Raw genomic sequence first — 17,875 nt, forward strand, 5'->3', positions numbered from 1 at the left:
CAAGCGTTATCCAGGGACACCGTTGCTTGTTAACGACTGCGGGGAGAATTTCGTGACTGAAGAAATTAAGAAACCCTTTTCCACATTTACGGCAACATAAGCCATTGTAAAGTGTTGTGACTTAAAAGTGTGGTGTTGTAGACGCAGAAACACATCCTCCTATAGGTGACAGACAGGCTGAAGGCAAACCAACTCCTAAACAAACTTCTATTGTGCCCCAAAGCTGGAACTATCCTGCTGCTCAGCAATTCCTTTAAATCGTCTAAGTTTCGGTATTAATGGAAACCAGTATTACTGAAAATAATTCGCTCTCCTCGCCTCCCAATTTTGGGAAGAATTAATTAACGTTCAGGTTTCAAAGTCCCCGGTATTAGGAATCTACCAGTATTGGGAATTTAAGAGGCGATGTAGAAGTCAGATCAGCAGTAGTCGTATATTCATCCGTTCCACTAACTTGCACTCATTCCAGCTTGTCTTCAGGTTTAGCTCTAGAACAGCCTCATGAATCGATCCCTCTTTGCTTTCCTTTTGTTTGGTACAACTCTGGTTTCCAGTCTTGGTCGCTTCAGCACCCCGTCAATACAGATTTCTCTTGCTCAAACGCTTGCTCAAACTCCACCGCTCTCCTATCTAACTCAATCTGCTCCGGTAGACTTCAGCACCCTTCGATCGCAGCTTCGGTCTCAAAACTGGCAGGCTGCGGATGCTGAAACTCGCCGTATTCTCCAGACATGGGTGCATCCCAACGGAGATGTCTTCAGTTCACCGCTTGCCAGCAATATTCCGCCTGAAATTCTGCAAACCCTCGATCGCCTCTGGATAGAAGCCAGCAACGGGCGGTTTGGGTTCAGCGTTCAGCGGCGAATTTGGGAGGAAGCCCAATCCCAGCATCCTAACAATACCGACACGGCTGCTAAGGCCTTTGGCGATCGAGTCGGCTGGACTCGCCCGACCCCCAACCCAGAAAACTTCGTCTCACCCGACTGGCTCACAGAACCAGAGCTAAATTACTCAAAGGAAGCTCCCGCAGGTCATCTACCCTGGGCAGGCATTGACTGGGAGCGAATTGATGCCATGCTGAATGCTCAAAGCTGTGGAAGCTGCATGATTGATGCGATATATCTTCAAGGGGAACGCTTTAATCGCTATTTGCCCGTCCTCTTCAACTGGCTTACCACCGCCCTGGAATCTCCTTTACCAAGAGCGGGCTCCTGGCAGCAGGCAAGCCTTGCCTATTCGATCGATCTGAGGACGCTTTACGCCAACAGTAATCCAAATAATTCTTGTCCGGTCAATGAACTGGCAGAGGCAATCAGCCCCGATAGCACCATTCTAGCGATCAGCAGCTACAGCTATGAGCGATCGTGTGGCGGAAACCCGAACCAGAACCGGAACAACAGTACGCTGGCAATCTGGAACGCCCAGCGCGGCAATCGGATTGTTACCCTGCTACGGGGACAGGCGACTGAATCTTTCTCCTTTACAGGGCAGGCTCAGGAACCGCCGACTGAAGCCAATCGAATTGTGGGAGATGTTGCCAATGCGATCGCATTTACCCCAGACAGTCGCCTGATTGCCGCCGGACTCTCAAACGGTACAGTGCGGCTCTGGACAACAGATAAAGGAGAAGCAGTGCGGACGTTTACCGGACACCAATACGCGGTGAGGGCGATCGCCATTAGCAAAGACGGTCAGTTGCTTGTTAGTGCCAGTGCCGACCAGACAATCAAGCTCTGGAATCTGAAAACAGGTCAACTCCTCCGCACGATTCGCCTTAATCCCTCAGACGGCATTGCTCATACTGTACTGATCAGCCCGGACGGTCAACGGCTGGCAACGGCAACACATCGCAACACGCTACAGCTCTGGAACACTCAAACCGGACAGATCATTCGCACCTTTACTCAGGCAGCTACTCAGGCAGCCGATCGACCCCCTGAACTCCCGATTGCCTTCAGCCCTGATGGACAAATTTTGGCAACGGCGGATCGCGATCGCTCTGTTAAGCTCTGGAATGCCGCTACCGGAGCACGGATGAAAACGCTGAGTAGCCACACAGAAGATATTCAGCATCTCGCCTTCAGCCCAGATGGCACATTGCTTGCCAGCACGGACGCCAAGAAAGCCCATCTCTGGAACCTGCAAACCTATCAGTCAGTGCAGAGTCTTGATTTAGTGCAGTCGGCGGGACATCCCGTGATGCCGAACAATTTGGCAGAGGTGTCTTTTAGTCCAGATGGGAAAGTCCTTGCGACCAGCACGCTGCTGCTGCCGTTGATTCAAAGCGAACCCATTCCTCAGCAGGGCATAACGCTCTGGGAAGTCGCAACTGGGCATCCGCTCAAGCAGATTCATGAAGTCGCCCAGTTCCAATTTAGTCCCAATGGGCAGTTTTTCATGGCAAACGGTCAGAGCGTGCAAATCTGGCAGCCTTATCGCAGTCTGATTAGAAATGCGATGCAAAGCAGTTTTCTCATGGGGCGATCGAACTAAACTGAGGAACTTGCAGAATGAACCCCCTAATAGTGAACTCCCTAATAAGCGTATGCCTGGTAAACCTCAGCGGCAGATCGGTCTTCTAGAGATGCCACTACCGGGTTAAACCGCAGCAGATGACGGGCGCGATCGGACAGCTTATGCCACTCCTCACGGGGAATCTGAATCGACACTTCTGGGCGCAATAGCCAGCGTCGGCTATAGCCAATCACTGCCATCGGGCGAGGGGTATCAGTGTAGTTGGGCGTTCCCCGGTGCAGTCCACGCACATCTCGGATCATGACATCACCCATCTTTAGGGTAATGGGTTCGAGCTGCACAACTCCTGCTTCCAGTAGACGAAGTCCCTCTTCTTTCGTGACCCGGTGCGTTCTGCGTGCCACTTCAAACGGTCCATTTTCCGGCGTCACATCTACAAGCGGAAAATTCACGGCAAGCTGAAACGGAGGAGTCTCTTGCTCAATCTCTGGGAATAGGGGGGGCGCGTCCCGGTGAATGGCTTGATACTCTGACCCCAAAAGCGGCGTATCCGTTGCAAGCTGACACATCACAGCATCTTCACCCACTAACCTGGCAACGATCGCCAGAACATCGTCGTCTTCATAAATTGCTGGGTCGGCAAACGGAGCCATAAAGGGCAGCGTCACGTAGTAGCGGGATGTCCCTCGATTTTTCAGGTTGCCTTCGCGATCGATATGTTCTGTGAGCAGCGGCGTAAAAGCTTCCTGCCATGTCTGAAGGGTATCTGGCGAGAAGTGATTGCGGAGAATGCAAAACCCGTCCTCTAAAACGGCTTGCGTGAATGCTTGAATCTGTTGCTGGCTGTAGCGTTCTGTCATACCCGTTTGAACCGTACATCAAAAGCCTCTCAATCTTAAGAAGCAAAGATTTTCTTGGTGTTAAAAGTTACAAATTGTAGCCATCAGCTTGTAATTGAATCAGCGATCGAATTTCCTAAAATCGCCCTGATCAAAGCTCAGTTAAGATACGCTGAAAGCAAGAAACACAGTCAAGGAATGCCTCGATAAGTACCGTCCTGGATTTATCACCGATCGCCCAGCTTACTCGTGAACAGTTTTATCAGCGCTGCATGGGAAATCGCGACATCCTGCTCGAACGATGCTCAAACATCTGCTTAGGCAATTACTTTTAACTTAACTTTGAACGGGGCGATCGTTGTTGTTAGTCTTTCTGATTCAGTAGAGGGTGATGGATATCTTCTGCCTGACTTCTGCTGCTGACCCTAAAAATACTCAATCTTAAAATTGAACGTATCTCTAAAGAAAGGATCTATATAAAGCACGGCTGTACATACAATACATTTGCTCTTAATCAATTAATTACCAATCCATGGAGCGATTGCCAGGCAAGGGCTAGGGCGAAATTATTTAATAAGTTTGAGTGGAACAAAGAGGTGTTTTTCTATGCCAAATCCAAACTTGCTAAGGTAAGTTGAAAGAACTGGTTTTCTTCCCGTTTAAAAATCGAATTTGAGATTTACCTTATGAATTCTTCAGAATCGTTCGGAAGACAACTCGGTGCATTACATAGCCGTTTAGAGAAACTTTATGCAAATCTTGACCAACCTACGGCTCTTTCAACAGAAGCTGTTGATTCAGTCTGGAAGGATCTGGGAATTGCGGCTGAAGAGCTACAAGTTGCAAACGAGGAACTGAGCCAACAAAGCGACCACATTGCACAAATGTTGCAGGACGCATCGGTGCAGCATCGCTATTATCAAAATCTAATTAATCACATTCCTGAAGCGTATCTCACGACCACCCTGGAGGGAAAAATCCAGGAGGCAAATCCGATCGCCGCTGGGCTATTCAACCTGCCCCAGTCTATGCTAATCGGGAAACCGCTGGTAACTTTTGTGCCGCCAGAACAGCGGATGCTATTTCGCACAGAAATGCTGCGTGTCGCTCAAGAAAATCGCCCCTACACCTGGTCATGCTGGTTTCAGCCCCAAAGCTTGACTCCCATCCACCTAACACTGACCGTTTCTGCTGCCGCCCATGTCCAGCAAGAACAGAGCAGCCTGCACTGGATTTTGCGCGAGGCAAACGAAGCCTGGATCAAATCTTCTTTTCCCCAGCAAGAGAACTTTGCGAACGAGGACGATCGTGAGCTGACAATCGATCGCCCCATTCTTCGCTATAGCAAAGGCGAAGCGATCCCGCTCACTCCTCAAAACCTGTGGCTCGTGCATGAAGGACTAGTCAAGCTGCATACCCTGACTGAAGAAAACGAAGAGGTGCTGCTGGGGTTGATTGGGTCTCTGATGCCTTTTGGCTCTGGCTCATCCTTTTTGCCCGTTTATCAGGCGACTGCTATGACCGATGTGCAGCTTCTCCAGTTCTCGACCGCAGAAGTGAAAACCTATCCCCACTTGGCGCGGCTGATTCTGCCCAAGCTCAACGATCGATTTCAGCAGATGGAATCACTGCTCTCGATCGCCGGACAGCGGCGCGTTCGCCAACGACTCTATCTCTTGCTGCGGCTGCTTAAACAAGAGATCGGAGAACCGATTGCAGGCGGAGTGCGGTTAAAGCTGCGGCTGACCCACGAAGAAATTGCCAGTGCCTGTTGTACCAGTCGAGTTACAATCACACGCCTGCTAGGCGAGCTGCAGCGACAGCAGAGAATTGCGATCGACTCCCGCTTCCACATCGTAATTTTGAACTCTGAGCTTTAGAGACCAATTACTCATTAAAAAAACCGGAAGGCTGTCTCCCGGCTTTCTTTTGATTTAGAACAAGTTAGCTCTGGTTAGTAGGTTTCAACGTGCCAGCGTTCTTTGATCGATCGCTGATACTCTTTCCAAGTGATGCCTTCCTTCGCGCAGGCTCCCGCCATAGCAGCATCAATCCCGTCTTCCATGCCCTTCAGACCACAGATGTAAGTGTGGGTTTTTTCCTGCTTCACTAGGTTCCATAGCTCATCGGCGTGTTCTCCAACACGGTGCTGAATGTACATTCTGCCGCCTTCTGAGTTCTTCTGCTCGCGACTGATGGCGTAGGTAACGCGGAAGTTATCAGGAAACTTGGCTTGCAGTTCGTCCAACTCTTCTTTATAAAGAATGTTGGGCGTAGTAGGAATCCCAAAAATCAGCCAGGCAAATCCCTTGAACTGGTAGTCGGTGTTGACTGCTCGCTCGTTGTCCTTAAACATCCGCCACAGGTATGCCCGCATCGGCGCAATCCCGGTTCCGGTTGCCATCATAATGACGTTGGCTTCGGGGTCAGCGGGCAGCAGCATCTCCTTACCCACCGGGCCTGTGATCTTCACATCATCGCCAGGGTTCAGATTTTTCAGGAAAGTCGAGCAAACACCGTACACGGTTTCGCCCGATTCAGGGTGCTTGTATTCAAGCTGACGCACGCAAAGAGAAACGGTCTTGTCGTCTACGTCGTCGCCGTGACGGGTTGAGGCGATCGAATAAAGTCTCAGCTTGTGCGGCTTTCCTCTATCGTCGGTTCCTTCGGGGATAATGCCGATACTTTGACCTTCAATGTATTTGAGGTCTCCACCAGAAATATCAAACTTGATGTGCTTAACGGTACCGATGCCGCCTTCACCCACAAGTTCCTCGTTGGAGATGCACTTGCCGATATAGGGGTTATTCGGACGATAGATGTTCACGGGAACATCGGGCTTTGCTGCCCTTTCTTTAGGCTGAGCTTTCGGCTGAGATGACGGTGCCTGAGTCATTGGCTTGCTCTCTTCTGCTGACTGAACGGTTATAGGCTCGGTCTTTGCTGCTTCAGAGGACGCTTTGCCGTTAACTCCACCTTCAGCGGTGACAGGGCGGATGCTGACAATTCTGCCACCCATGCGCGTGATCCGCTGCATTTCCTGGTTCATCCGCGAATAAGGGACAGTGATAAACACACTGCCGCTCTTCCGAATCGGATAATCCATTTTGTCAGTTTCTTCGTTCTGGCGTAGCCCTTCGACTTCGTAAATAAACAGGCGGTTACCGTACTGCGTGTTGGAAGCACCACCCACTGCGCTTGGATTGTACATTGCTAATCAACTATTCTCCTAACCCTCATTATTCAGCACGATCGACCTATCAGCCTAATAGTCGGCTCAGTAGATCGTTCAACGCTGGTGCCACCACAAGTCAACTCCATGCGGCACAAACCCAAGGAGTCGCCAATGATTAGGTATTAGCGTAACATTGCCAAGCAGTCCTCTGATACAGACTTGAGATACAAAAACGGGCAGGATAGGAATTCCTACTCTGCTCCAGCCCTAACATACCGGCTTCGGCAGAGTCAGACTGTCCTATCCGAACGATTTCTACTAATTTCAGGTTCGATAATGGCTTAAGGGTCGGAAATCTATCGAAAGTTTGAAGTTTTGCCTGCTTTGTCTTCAAATCGCTTCTTCTTAAAAATCATCTTGAATTGCCCTTGAAGCGGGGATCACATTTTGATAACATTCCAATATTAGAAGTATAAATACTTAGTCGGACTTGCCTGGTTTGATCTCCAAACTGAGGCGATTCTAGCTGAATGTAAACTTGCTGGGCATGAAGCAAAGGAAGAAATTGCTTTCTCTCTATGCTTTTAGTACAGCCACCTCTCCGGTTCACTGTCCTGATGCAGCAAATCGCGAATCCAGACAATTCAAACTTTGAGCGTTCCCCATTAGATCTAGTAGTAGATCTGGGTTCACCTTAATGGTTTGATAGTTTAAGCGATGCTTGCCGTGCAAAAGGCGGAGAGAGTCATCCGTTCGAGATCTAACTTTATAAATCTGTGTTCGGATCAGCAAAATTCGGATCAGAAAGGTCAGATCGCAAAGTTCAGATCAAAATCTATCGAGTGAAAACCGTTCTTGTTGCCTAGAGGAAACCTATGACCAGTAAGCCAGACCGTGTGGTTCTCATCGGCGTTGCCGGAGATTCCGGCTGCGGCAAGTCAACCTTTCTCCGTCGCCTGGCAGATTTGTTTGGCGAAGAACTGATTACCGTGATCTGCCTTGACGATTACCACAGTCTGGATCGCAAGCAGCGCAAAGACCACGGCGTCACCGCACTGAATCCCGCCGCTAATAACTTTGACCTAATGGCGGAGCAGGTGGCCGCTCTGAAGAACGGTCAGGAAATTATGAAGCCGATCTACAACCACGAGACAGGCATGATCGATCCGCCGGAACTGATCAAGCCTACCCCGATCGTCGTGATCGAAGGCTTGCACCCGATGTACGATGAGCGCGTCCGTGCCCTGCTCGACTTCAGCGTCTACCTTGACATCGACGACGAAGTGAAGATTGCCTGGAAGATTCAGCGTGACATGGCGGAGCGGGGTCACACCTACGACGACGTGCTAGCTGCCATCAACTCCCGCCGTCCTGATTTCGAGGCATATATTAACCCCCAAAAGCAGTATGCCGATGTGGTAATTCAAGTCCTGCCGACTCAGCTCATCCCAAATGACACCGAGCGTAATGTGCTGCGGGTGCGGCTGATTCAAAAGGATGGCGTGGAAGGCTTTGAACCCGTTTACCTGTTTGACGAAGGTTCGACGATCGACTGGATTCCCTGCGGTCGCAAGCTGACCTGCTCTTACCCCGGCATTAAGATGCACTATGGTCCCGACGAGTACTACGGTCACAGCGTCTCAGTACTAGAACTCGATGGACAGCTCGATCGCCTCGAAGAAGTGATCTACATCGAAGGACACCTGAGCAACACCTCGACCAAATACTACGGCGAGATGACCGAACTGCTGCTTCAACACAAAGAGTATCCTGGCTCGAGCAACGGCACAGGCTTATTCCAGGTGTTGACAGGTTTGAAGATGCGCGCAACCTACGAGCGTCTGATGGGCGTAGAAGCCAAGATGTCGAAGGTCGCTGCAAACTAGTAGGGCGTTACCCCAGAAGGGAAACTGCTTCGCATCGGGCTTTTGACTCGGCAGGTTTGAATTGAATTCATTGAATGAACAGATGACTCCCAGGCTTTGATCTGGGAGTTTTTGTTGGGCGATTGAACGTTAACCTTGCTCAGGATCTACCCGATAAGGACGGACAACACGTTTGCCAGTAAATCATTGCGGCTATTGCGGCGAGTCAAGACAACTTCTGAAGTGACAAGCCGAAAAGAGCTAGTGCACTAATGTCATATTCCCAACTTATTGCTTCAGTAGGAATACGGTAGGTTCGAGAAGATGACAACAAAGGATTTAATCCTGAAATTCCGTATTTGCCGCCACGCGCTCCTTGTATTCCTATGATTTGATTAAGGTACATTCCTTTTTTATCGATTCGCTCTTAAATTCGCCTGTGTCCAAATTCGCTGATTAGATTTCCCCTTCTTCAAATTTTTCTCCCATAGTTTATTCTGTTGTCACCTATGGTTTTCTACTTATTTGGAGCCACGGCTACCTTCAGCATTCTGTTTCACGCCTTCTGCAAAGACACGACAACTTCAAAAACAGACGTTACTTCCTGGCTTGTCTTGTTGATAGCAACTTTAATCTGGTTCATCACCCTTCCCCGAATTCTGCAAAAGAAACTCCAGCCTGTAAAAACGCCTTATTATCAAGGGTGGGCGAAGTCGAGCAACTTCTGAAGAGCTTATTCCTGACGCTTACACTGGCTGACTAATTCTACAAAATGGCCTGAAAGTAACCTCAACTAATAACATTGGAATCCTGAGTTGTCCTGCCAACTATTGAGTACCGTCGATGGTTGCAGGACGTTTCATTACAAATTAACATGAGGGTGCTGGAGTTAACGAGCGGAAGGTGATTTCAACCGACAAGCTTATAAAGGACTGCTGTAGCTGCAATACAATAAGTTAAAGAGTGAACGGATATCAAAACTTCGCCCATTAATGTAGTTCTGATGCTTGACCTGCGAGTCTACGTTCGTGAATCTACTAGCTCAACTTCATACCCTGCAAGTTCGTACCCAAGTTAAAACTGATCTAAACTCTCTAGGGCAGGTGCTTTCCTGGTTTGAGCAGCTTGCTTGCCCGGTTCTGCCTCGTACGATTTGGCTTCAGTGCCAGATTGCGCTCGCAGAAGCCTTCACCAATGCTGTGCGATATGCCCATTGCAGCAAGCCCGCTGATACGCCGATCGAAATCGAGGTGACGTTCAATAGAACCACACTCGAAATCCGCATCTGGGATTATGGAGCCGAATTTGACCTGGAGAATTTCCTCCAGAAAGCTCCTTTGGTTCCAGAGCAGGCTGAAGGAGGGCGCGGTTTACGGCTGATGGAAAAAATTGCTGATGGGCTGGCTTATTGGCGAACAGAAGATCAGCGCAACTGCCTGCTAATTGTGAAAAATATCCTTCCTGAGGGGTAAGAATTCGGGCATTGCTGATTGAATACAACGATCGCTTATGTCCCTCGTGCCCCGCTTCCCTGGATTCTTTTTCCCCTGCTGCTTGCCTTTTGCCTTAAAGCCTTTGCCTCGATCTTGAAACGGGGGCTTAGATGAGTTCTTGCTATTGGGCTGCAACGGCTCCTTGAGCAATTGATTCTCCGACTTGACTTCCTTGTATTACCGTTCTAGCTGTTCAATGCGCCCCGTACGTCAGCAATGATAAGCAATCGAGCCGGATTAATTATCAGCATAACTTCAACAATAAAAACTCACAGGCAGGCGCAAAAATTACCTGACCTATGAGTTTTTGCATTCGGATTTAGGGAATTAGATCAACGAATCCCGGTAGAACAACCCTAATTACAGGTTCGGATTGTTGACGATCGGGTTGCCGTCTTTGTCGATGTTGAGTTCTTCACGGCGCAGAGTTTCATCTGCAACCACGGTATCGCGATCGATTTCCTTCCGTACCGTTACTTCCTCGCGCAGGACGGTTTCTTTGCGAATGTCGGGCGTTTCTTCGTAGACTTCCATCCGCACAGCGTCATCATGGAAGGCATCACTCGTGTCGCCAGCCACCACCTGGCCAGCAGCGGTGCGCTCGATGACAACCCGCTCTCTCTCGATGGGGACTGCAACATGCGCGGTTTCAGTTTCAACTGTTTTACCGATCGCTACTTCACCCGTCTTCTGGCGGTGCTTGTTAGCAATCAGGCGTTCCTGATACAGCTTCAGAGTTTGGTGGTCGCGATCGTTCATGCCATACATAGCAGCGTCACGATCGTAGGTGTAGCTGTTGCGATCGTAGGTGGTGTCAGCGGTGACAGGCGTATCGATCGTATCCATTGCCGTCATGTCAGAAGTCATCATGCCAGCCGTTGATGCCGTACCCATTGTGGTTGCAGCAGTCGTAGTACCCATGGACGGACGATAAACGCCACGCACTTCTTCTTCGTAGTCGTAGTCAGTTTTTTCCAGGTCGTTGAACTTAGGTAAAGCTTCAACCTGCTCGCGAGTCAGATTGGTTGCATAGATACGCTGGGAGGTAGAATCAATGCTTGCCATACCAACAGGCAGCAGCACTTTCTTACCGAAAATCCAAAATCCACTGTCAACCACAAAGTAGCGGAACTCACCTGTTTGATCATCCACTAAAATGTCATGCACAGAGCCAACCTTATCATCGCCCTGAGCATAGACATCATAGGACTTAACATCATCAAGGCTAGAACCCATTTCAGAAGAGAATTCTTGATGATCAGGATAGAAATCCTCGAGTTTCATTAAAGGCATTTCGTGAAGTCTCCTTAGTGTTTGTTGTGTGCCGTATTTATTCTTTAACATTAAGGATTTTTCAATCTAAATCACCTTTCGTTGGGGAGACAATTAAAAATAAGCAAGCAAGACTTTAGTTGTAGATCAGCCTGAAATTTTTAGCGATCGCGAGCATAAACGAGCATCGACAACCTATGACACTCCAGACAATCTGAAAAGGGATAACGAACATGGTTTAAGGAGTCTGGAATGATTGGCTTGAGAGGGTTTGGCCTCCTAAATCCTCATTACAAACGGCAGGAAATTTTTCATTTTCGCGAAAAAATGGAACATCATCCTACTATTCTTTTCTGGGAAAATTACAGAAGAACTTAAGGCATTGCTGATCCGAGGGATGAATTCTGTAAGAGTGGCTTGCAAACTACCCCTAGCGCAGAACCCCCTATCCGAGAATCTGATTTCCATTCAGCAATGCCGGACTTAACTCTCGAATTGTTTCTGAACGATAAATTTTTCCACCTTACTTCTGGTCGAACCCGTTCTGCGGGAATCTGTAACATCACCATTAGGAATTGGCGTCCCTAACTTGTGACCTTTTAAGGCACATACCACCGTCCCTAATTCCGAGGAAACCAGCCTTCTTTAGGGCTTGAAAGTCCTCAGGATTAGGGAACAGGTCAGGCAACGGATTAGAAATGATAGAGGGCGTTGTAGAGCCTCAACCCTGCTGAGGTAACCGCCTAACTCGATAGCGTTAGTCCTGCTTCATAAGGACTGCTGAGGTTTTCATGTTGCGGCATGACACGCAGCGAGAACCCTTGTAGACCGCTATTCTGGTATGCAATGTCAACCATGTAGATGCTGATATGGGGATGCTGTGGATCTGTGCCCTGGTACTCCATCACGACTGGGGAACCCCGTTCGATATCACCATTGGCATTTACAGCTCCTTGATACAGTTCCACCCGCACATCTTGAGGTGTAAGTACCCCTAAGCTGAGTCTGGCTTTTACACCGATCGCCTGACCCACTTTAACGTTTGCGGGTTCAGACACATCCACCTGTTCGATCTTGATGTCATACCAGTGTTCAAACAGATGGCTTTTCCAGTGCGCCAGTTCTTTGGCAGGGGCATAGCGGTCAGCCATCATAATGCGATAGCGATCGCTGGCAGGGAAGTAAGCGCGTGTGGCATATTCACCAACCATCCGTGCAGTGTTGAAATGAGGACAGTTGATCCGAATCGCGTCCTTCATTTTGGCAATCCAGCCATGCGGCAGTCCTTCATCATCGCGATCGTAAAATAGGGGCACGACCTCCTGTTCTAAAAGGTCATACAGGGCATTTGCCTCGACTTCATCCTGGTATTCCAAGTCGTCGTAGTCTTCGCCGTGACCGATCGCCCAGCCCGTTCGCACGTAGTCTGCTTCGGCCCACCAGCCATCCAGCACGCTCAAGTTTGGCAGTCCGTTCATCGCGGCTTTCATGCCGCTGGTTCCCGATGCTTCTCTGGGACGGCGGGGCGTATTTAGCCAGACATCGCAGCCAGCCACCATTAGCCGGGCTACATGAACATCGTAGTTAGGCACAAAAACAATATTGTGCTGCATGCCCTGTTCACGAATGAAGTGCGTGACTTGCCGAATTAGCTCTTTCCCTGGGCTGTCTTTCGGGTGCGCCTTGCCCGCAATCACAAACTGAACCGATCGCTTCTGGATTGGATCTCCTTTGGTGCGATCGGCATTTGCCCCCAGCAGAATGCGCTTAATTCGCTCCACATTGCGCAGGAACAGGGTGGCGCGTTTGTAGGTGGCAAAGCGGCGGGCAAACCCAATTGTCAGTACCGAGGGGTCAAGCACATCTTGAGCAGCAGCAAGCTCAGTCGGAGAAGCACCGCGATCGCGCAGGCTGTGCTGCAAACGTTCCCGCACAAAGACGATCATTTCCGATCGGCAGCGTTCATGGTTGCGCCACAACTCCTCGTCGGGAATGGAATAAACCCGCCCCCATAGGGGATGATCCGCCGGGGCACTCGACCAGCTTGGACCCAAATAGCGATCGTATAGATCCTGATTCGCAGGCGCAACACAGCTTCGGGCATGAACGCCGTTGGTAATAGAGGTAATAGGCACTTCGTCGGTGGGCAGTGTAGACCAGAGTTTGCCGAACATCGACCGCGACACTTCGCCGTGAAGCTGACTCACCCCATTCACAAAAGTTGCCGTCTGAATTGCCAGCACTGCCATACTAAACGGCGAAGACAAATCCCCAGTGTTTTCGCGCCCCAGCGACAGAAACTCTTCTCTGGAAAGTCTGAATTTCTCAGCGTAGTACCCCAGGTAGTACAACACCTTGTCAGGCGGAAACAAATCGATGCCGGCCGGGACAGGCGTATGAGTCGTAAAAATCTGGCTGGACTGCGCCACCTGCTTTGCTTCTCTAAAGGTTAGCCCTTCTTCTTCAATCAAAATGCGGATTCGCTCCAGTGCCATAAACGCAGAATGCCCTTCGTTCATGTGGTATGCCGTGGGTTGGAGCCCCAATGCTCGCAGCATTCGCACGCCGCCAATGCCAAGCATGATTTCTTGATGAATTCTTAGATCGAGGTCTCCGCCGTAGAGCTGGTCGGTAATATTCTGGTCGTAGGTGTTGTTTGGCTCAATGTTGGTATCCATTAAATAGAGCGGAACCGTTCCCACCTGCACTCGCCAGACCCGGGCATAAACGGTTCGACCCGGATATTCCACAGCAATTCGCAGCTCCGAGCCATCTGGATTGCGCTCCAGGTGCAGCGGCATATTATAAAAGTCATTGAGTGGGTAACGTTCCTGCTGCCAGCCATCTGCGTTCAGGTATTGGGCGAAATAGCCCTGCTGATACAGCAAACCCACGCCGACTAGCGGCAGCCCTAGATCGCTTGCAGATTTGAGGTGATCGCCTGCCAGAACTCCTAAGCCACCCGAGTAAATGGGCAGAGCGACGGTTAAGCCAAACTCTGCTGAAAAGTAGGCGTAGCAATCTTGAGACGTCGAGGCACTCGTTGGAGGTTCGGCCAGACCCTCGGCTGTGCTGCCGCTATTGTTGCCTTTAATATTGCGGTGCTTGCGATACCAGGTGCGCTCGGTTAAATACTCCTCAAGTTGGCGGGCTGCTCGGTGCATTTGCGCCAGAAACCCTTCATCCTCTGCTGCCTCTCGCAGGCGTTCCTGGCTGATGGTTCCCAGCAGCAAAATGGGATTGTAACGGCTGGATTCCCATAGCTCGCGATCGAGCCGTCGAAATAAATTTGCAGTCTCAGCATTCCAATCCCAATGCAGATTGTAGGCAAGCTGGCGTAGGGGTTCTAGCTTGGTAGGCAGAGAAGGGGAAACATTAAAAATGCGAATTGGCTTCATAGTTCAACCAGGCTCCGTCGATTTTGGGCGAGAGTCTCGGCACGAATCTCTAGCAGAGATCTTGTAGCAACAATCGGGGGAACTGACCTCTACCAGGAGTCTCTAGTCATTGTGACGCTGGCAGCCGGAACCAGGGAAAGTCTTAATACTCTTTTCTGAGTTTTTCTAATTTCTTCGCGGTAGAGTAAGGCTGAGCATTAGAAAAGTTAACAAAGCGATCGTTCAAAAGTTCGATTCTTCTCAGGGAAAATTCCCCTGATTTTGTGTCTCAGGGTGCATTTGTAAATCTAGAACGCCCAGTATTCTAGGATTTATCAAAGGAAGGGGCCATACAAAGTCGAATTGTTTGAGGGGTGTGACAAACACGTTAACTAATGTTACGATTATTAAAATTCAAGTTATGAAGGGGTCAAATAGCAGTCAAGCACAAGGACTCTAGACTCAGAAATACAATGCTCGCATTGCTGATTCTGCTTCCAAGTCTTGATTGCATTCGAGAAACGGTGTTGCATTCGAGAAACGGTGTCGAAAATTTTTGTAACATCTTGCGGTAGCTGTCACATCCTGAAGCGATATCTATCCCATCTCTCTCCGGTATCATCGCTCTGACCTGATACGGCGACTGATTCTCATCAAATTTCAGCAGGTGTAGTGCTTTTAGCTTCTCTTTAATGAAGTTCTCAGCTCTCGTCAAATCGTGCAGAGCAGGCGATCGTCTGTTCTAGCTACTTTGTTTTACACATTTTGTTTTACAAAGGGCGATAAGAAAGAGTGACAAGTCTGAGCGCAGTTTGCAGTTCATGCTGCAATTCCATGATTAGTTCACAGTGAATTCATAAAACTCACGGTGAATCGACTGCGAACCGACTGTAAACAGGAATTTGTGAATAAGTACTGAGGTAGAGCCTTCCAGCGCAGCTATCTCTCTAACGCATTTGTCCTGAGTCATTTGTTACTTCTTTGTTTCAAGCATCTTTGTTCTAAACAAAGTAAATCAAGCAAAGTAATCCTGCGAATCGTCAACCTAACCCATCCCCACTCGTGTCCTCAGAAGCTAGAGTATCGGCAATATGAAGACGACTTTACCCTCCACATCTTCCGCAGACATGGTTCGCGCCTACCTCCGCGAGATTGGTCGTGTCCCTCTGTTAACGCATGAGCAAGAAATTCTTTACGGTAAGCAAGTTCAGCGACTTAGCATTTTTAATGAAATCAAGGAAGCCCTGACTGAAAAGCTGGGGCATGAACCCAGTCTTGAAGAGTGGTCAACCGCAGCAAAAACCTCCCTCGAAGAACTCGATCAGGTTATCATCGAAGGCGAACGAGCCAAGCGAAAGATGGTCGAGGCAAATTTGCGTCTTGTGGTGTCGGTTGCTAAGAAGTACATCAAGCGCAATGTCGATCTGCTCGACCTGATTCAGGAAGGGACGATCGGAATGCAGCGCGGCGTTGAGAAGTTCGATCCGACCAAGGGCTATCGCTTCTCGACCTATGCTTACTGGTGGATTCGCCAGGCAATTACCCGCGCCATTGCCGAAAAGGGACGCACTATCCGCCTCCCGATTCACATCACCGAAAAGCTGAATAAAATCAAAAAAGCACAGCGACAGCTCTCGCAAAAGCTTGGACGAGCTGCAACCCCGGCAGAACTGGCAGCAGAACTGGAACTCACCCCCCGCCAGGTGCGGGAATATCTGGAACGGGCACGCCAGCCCCTCTCCCTAGATCTGCGGGTCGGAGACAACCAGGACACCGAACTCGGCGAACTGCTGGAAGATACGGGTCCATCTCCTGAAGATTTTGCCACTCAATCTTCTCTGCGAACGGAACTTGATCAGCTCATGGCAGACTTAACGCCGCAGCAGCGCGAAGTCCTTTCCCTCCGCTTTGGGCTGGAAGATGGGCAATCGCTCACCTTGGCAAAAATTGGCGATCGGCTCAACATTAGCCGAGAACGAGTCCGCCAGATCGAGCGGGAAGCTCTGACCAAACTGCGGAAGCGCAGAGCCGACATTCGAGAATACCTCGCTGTTAGCTAATTCGATTTTCCGTCCAGTTTCGCATTAGCAACGCGATCGGAGTCACCTAATCGTCACTCAATCCTGAAATTGGGACGATCGATTTTGAGCCGAAGATAGAGAGGTGAATTGAACCTCCTATCCTGAGTTGAAAGTCGATCGTCCCACTGTCGTCTTTAAAAGTTGTCCTTAAAAAAACGTCCCTTCCCTCTGATCAACTCAAATTTGAGATGAGGCTTTAGACGATCGCTAGGGTGCATGAATTTCTGGATGAGAGGCATTCCCCCCAGAAGCTGATGCGTGACGCTACCCCATCCTACGGAAACTCACTCGTTCGCCTACCCATTCCCTATCGCACCAACTCCTGAAACTGAGCATGACTCCGAACTCGATCGAAGCAGGGATCGGTTTGTGCCATGACCCGGTAAAGATTAGGACTGATCACGATCGCCCGATGCAGGGCTCGCAGGGTTTGGTCGATATCGCCTTGCATCGCATAGGAACAGGCTTGACCATACCAGGCGTTGGGGTTGTCTGACTGATATTTAAGGGATTTGTCGAAGCAGATAAGGGCTTCTGCATGGCGATCGAGCTTGATCAGCACTAAACCTTTGTAATTCCAGGCATAGTAGCAGCTTCGCTTGATTGCAAGGGCAGTATCGATGCTGGTAAGGGCATCTTCGTAGCGGCGCAGCGAGGCAAGAGCAACGGCACGGCTATACCAGGCGCGATAGTTATTGGGCTTGAGTTCGATTGCCCGATCGAGGGCAGTAACCGCTTCCCGATACTGGTAAAGGCAAAGGTGAGTGTGCCCGGTGTTATACCAGACTTTGGCATTATCTGTGCCGTACTTAAGTGCCTGAGTGAAGCTGGTGATGGCTTCTTCTAACCGTCCGAGTTTTGCCAGCGCGATGCCTCTGCCGTGCCAGGCGAGGGGATACTTTGGCTTAATCCGAATTGCCTTATCAAAGCTGACGATCGCTTCTTCATAAGCGCCCATTTCGTAGAGTGCACAGCCTCGCTGGCTCCAGACCTCGTAATGATCGGGCTGCGCTAGCAAAAACTTATCGAAGCGGGCAATGGCTCCCTCGAAACGTCCAACGCGAAATAGGGCAGTGCCCTGGTCGTACCAGGTTTGTAGCTCTTGACTTTGACTCATAACGGATGTGAGTCTGACCCCGCTCTAGTAAAGATTGACAGATGGAAATTCTAATAAAGATACAGAAATAAAGCCTGGGTGAATGTTCCCAGCCGTGATTTCTTCAACAGATATTCTGCCGATGATGATGGTGTAGTGCAACCCTGCCCTAATCTTGCCCACTTTAATGAACGGAACCAAA

At 49.6% G+C, this 17,875-nt stretch carries 10 protein-coding genes and 1 pseudogene; 5 read left to right on the top strand and 6 right to left on the bottom strand.

Annotation, left to right across the window (positions count from 1 at the left end):
* Positions 1-501 precede the first annotated feature (501 nt).
* Complete coding sequence (locus NDA02_RS17340) at positions 502-2,493, top strand: GUN4 domain-containing protein (protein ID WP_348255482.1); 1,992 nt, start codon at positions 502-504, stop codon at positions 2,491-2,493.
* 41 nt (positions 2,494-2,534) lie between these two features.
* Here NDA02_RS17340 and NDA02_RS17345 read toward each other — a convergent pair whose 3' ends face one another.
* Entirely contained in the window at positions 2,535-3,335 is an 801-nt protein-coding gene (locus tag NDA02_RS17345; RefSeq protein WP_348255484.1) for a phytanoyl-CoA dioxygenase family protein, read from the bottom strand.
* A gap of 665 nt (positions 3,336-4,000) precedes the next feature.
* On the opposite strand from NDA02_RS17345, the gene NDA02_RS17350 reads away from it, so the two are divergent.
* Entirely contained in the window at positions 4,001-5,194 is a 1,194-nt protein-coding gene (locus NDA02_RS17350) for a helix-turn-helix domain-containing protein (protein WP_190793725.1), read from the top strand.
* Between the two features lie 74 nt (positions 5,195-5,268).
* On the opposite strand, the gene petH is transcribed toward NDA02_RS17350, so the two are convergent.
* Entirely contained in the window at positions 5,269-6,525 is a 1,257-nt protein-coding gene (petH, locus tag NDA02_RS17355) for a ferredoxin--NADP reductase (protein ID WP_190793726.1), read from the bottom strand.
* An 839-nt stretch (positions 6,526-7,364) separates the two neighbouring features.
* Between petH and NDA02_RS17360 the strand changes: the two genes are divergently transcribed.
* Positions 7,365-8,375, top strand: a complete 1,011-nt coding sequence (locus NDA02_RS17360; RefSeq protein WP_190793727.1) for a phosphoribulokinase — start codon at positions 7,365-7,367, stop codon at positions 8,373-8,375.
* Positions 8,376-9,382: 1,007 nt separating this feature from the next.
* Positions 9,383-9,826, top strand: coding sequence for an ATP-binding protein (locus NDA02_RS17365; RefSeq protein WP_190793728.1), 444 nt, complete (start codon positions 9,383-9,385; stop codon positions 9,824-9,826).
* A 34-nt stretch (positions 9,827-9,860) separates the two neighbouring features.
* Here the strand turns inward: NDA02_RS17365 and NDA02_RS17370 are convergent.
* The 3 genes and pseudogenes from NDA02_RS17370 to glgP all read right to left on the bottom strand — a co-directional run.
* A pseudogene (locus NDA02_RS17370) lies at positions 9,861-10,051 on the bottom strand (IS66 family transposase); the annotation flags it as partial.
* Between the two features lie 156 nt (positions 10,052-10,207).
* Positions 10,208-11,083 carry a DUF2382 domain-containing protein gene (locus tag NDA02_RS17375; RefSeq protein ID WP_348247346.1) on the bottom strand — a complete coding sequence of 292 codons (876 nt, stop codon included), beginning with the start codon at positions 11,081-11,083 and terminating at the stop codon, positions 10,208-10,210.
* Positions 11,084-11,862: 779 nt separating this feature from the next.
* Positions 11,863-14,517, bottom strand: a complete 2,655-nt coding sequence (gene glgP / locus NDA02_RS17380) for an alpha-glucan family phosphorylase (protein WP_190790306.1) — start codon at positions 14,515-14,517, stop codon at positions 11,863-11,865.
* Positions 14,518-15,587: 1,070 nt separating this feature from the next.
* Here glgP and NDA02_RS17385 point away from each other — a divergent pair.
* Positions 15,588-16,556 (top strand): RNA polymerase sigma factor, RpoD/SigA family, encoded by a 969-nt coding sequence (locus NDA02_RS17385; RefSeq protein ID WP_190790305.1) that lies wholly within the window; start codon positions 15,588-15,590, stop codon positions 16,554-16,556.
* A 328-nt stretch (positions 16,557-16,884) separates the two neighbouring features.
* On the opposite strand, the gene NDA02_RS17390 is transcribed toward NDA02_RS17385, so the two are convergent.
* Positions 16,885-17,694 carry a tetratricopeptide repeat protein gene (locus NDA02_RS17390; RefSeq protein WP_190790304.1) on the bottom strand — a complete coding sequence of 270 codons (810 nt, stop codon included), beginning with the start codon at positions 17,692-17,694 and terminating at the stop codon, positions 16,885-16,887.
* Positions 17,695-17,875: the final 181 nt, after the last annotated feature.

It is taken from the genome of Leptolyngbya sp. ST-U4 (genome assembly GCF_039962215.1).
Taxonomy (GTDB): Bacteria; Cyanobacteriota; Cyanobacteriia; order Elainellales; family Elainellaceae; genus Leptolyngbya_A.

Bases quoted from the DNA above. Each gene is read 5' to 3' on its own strand.
- NDA02_RS17340 (WP_348255482.1), top strand. From the start codon at position 502: ATGAATCGATCCCTCTTTGCTTTCCTTTTGTTTGGTACAACTCTGGTT.
- NDA02_RS17345 (WP_348255484.1), bottom strand. From the start codon at position 3,335: ATGACAGAACGCTACAGCCAGCAACAGATTCAAGCATTCACGCAAGCC.
- NDA02_RS17350 (WP_190793725.1), top strand. From the start codon at position 4,001: ATGAATTCTTCAGAATCGTTCGGAAGACAACTCGGTGCATTACATAGC.
- petH (WP_190793726.1), bottom strand. From the start codon at position 6,525: ATGTACAATCCAAGCGCAGTGGGTGGTGCTTCCAACACGCAGTACGGT.
- NDA02_RS17360 (WP_190793727.1), top strand. From the start codon at position 7,365: ATGACCAGTAAGCCAGACCGTGTGGTTCTCATCGGCGTTGCCGGAGAT.
- NDA02_RS17375 (WP_348247346.1), bottom strand. From the start codon at position 11,083: ATGGGTTCTAGCCTTGATGATGTTAAGTCCTATGATGTCTATGCTCAG.
- glgP (WP_190790306.1), bottom strand. From the start codon at position 14,517: ATGAAGCCAATTCGCATTTTTAATGTTTCCCCTTCTCTGCCTACCAAG.
- NDA02_RS17385 (WP_190790305.1), top strand. From the start codon at position 15,588: ATGAAGACGACTTTACCCTCCACATCTTCCGCAGACATGGTTCGCGCC.
- NDA02_RS17390 (WP_190790304.1), bottom strand. From the start codon at position 17,694: ATGAGTCAAAGTCAAGAGCTACAAACCTGGTACGACCAGGGCACTGCC.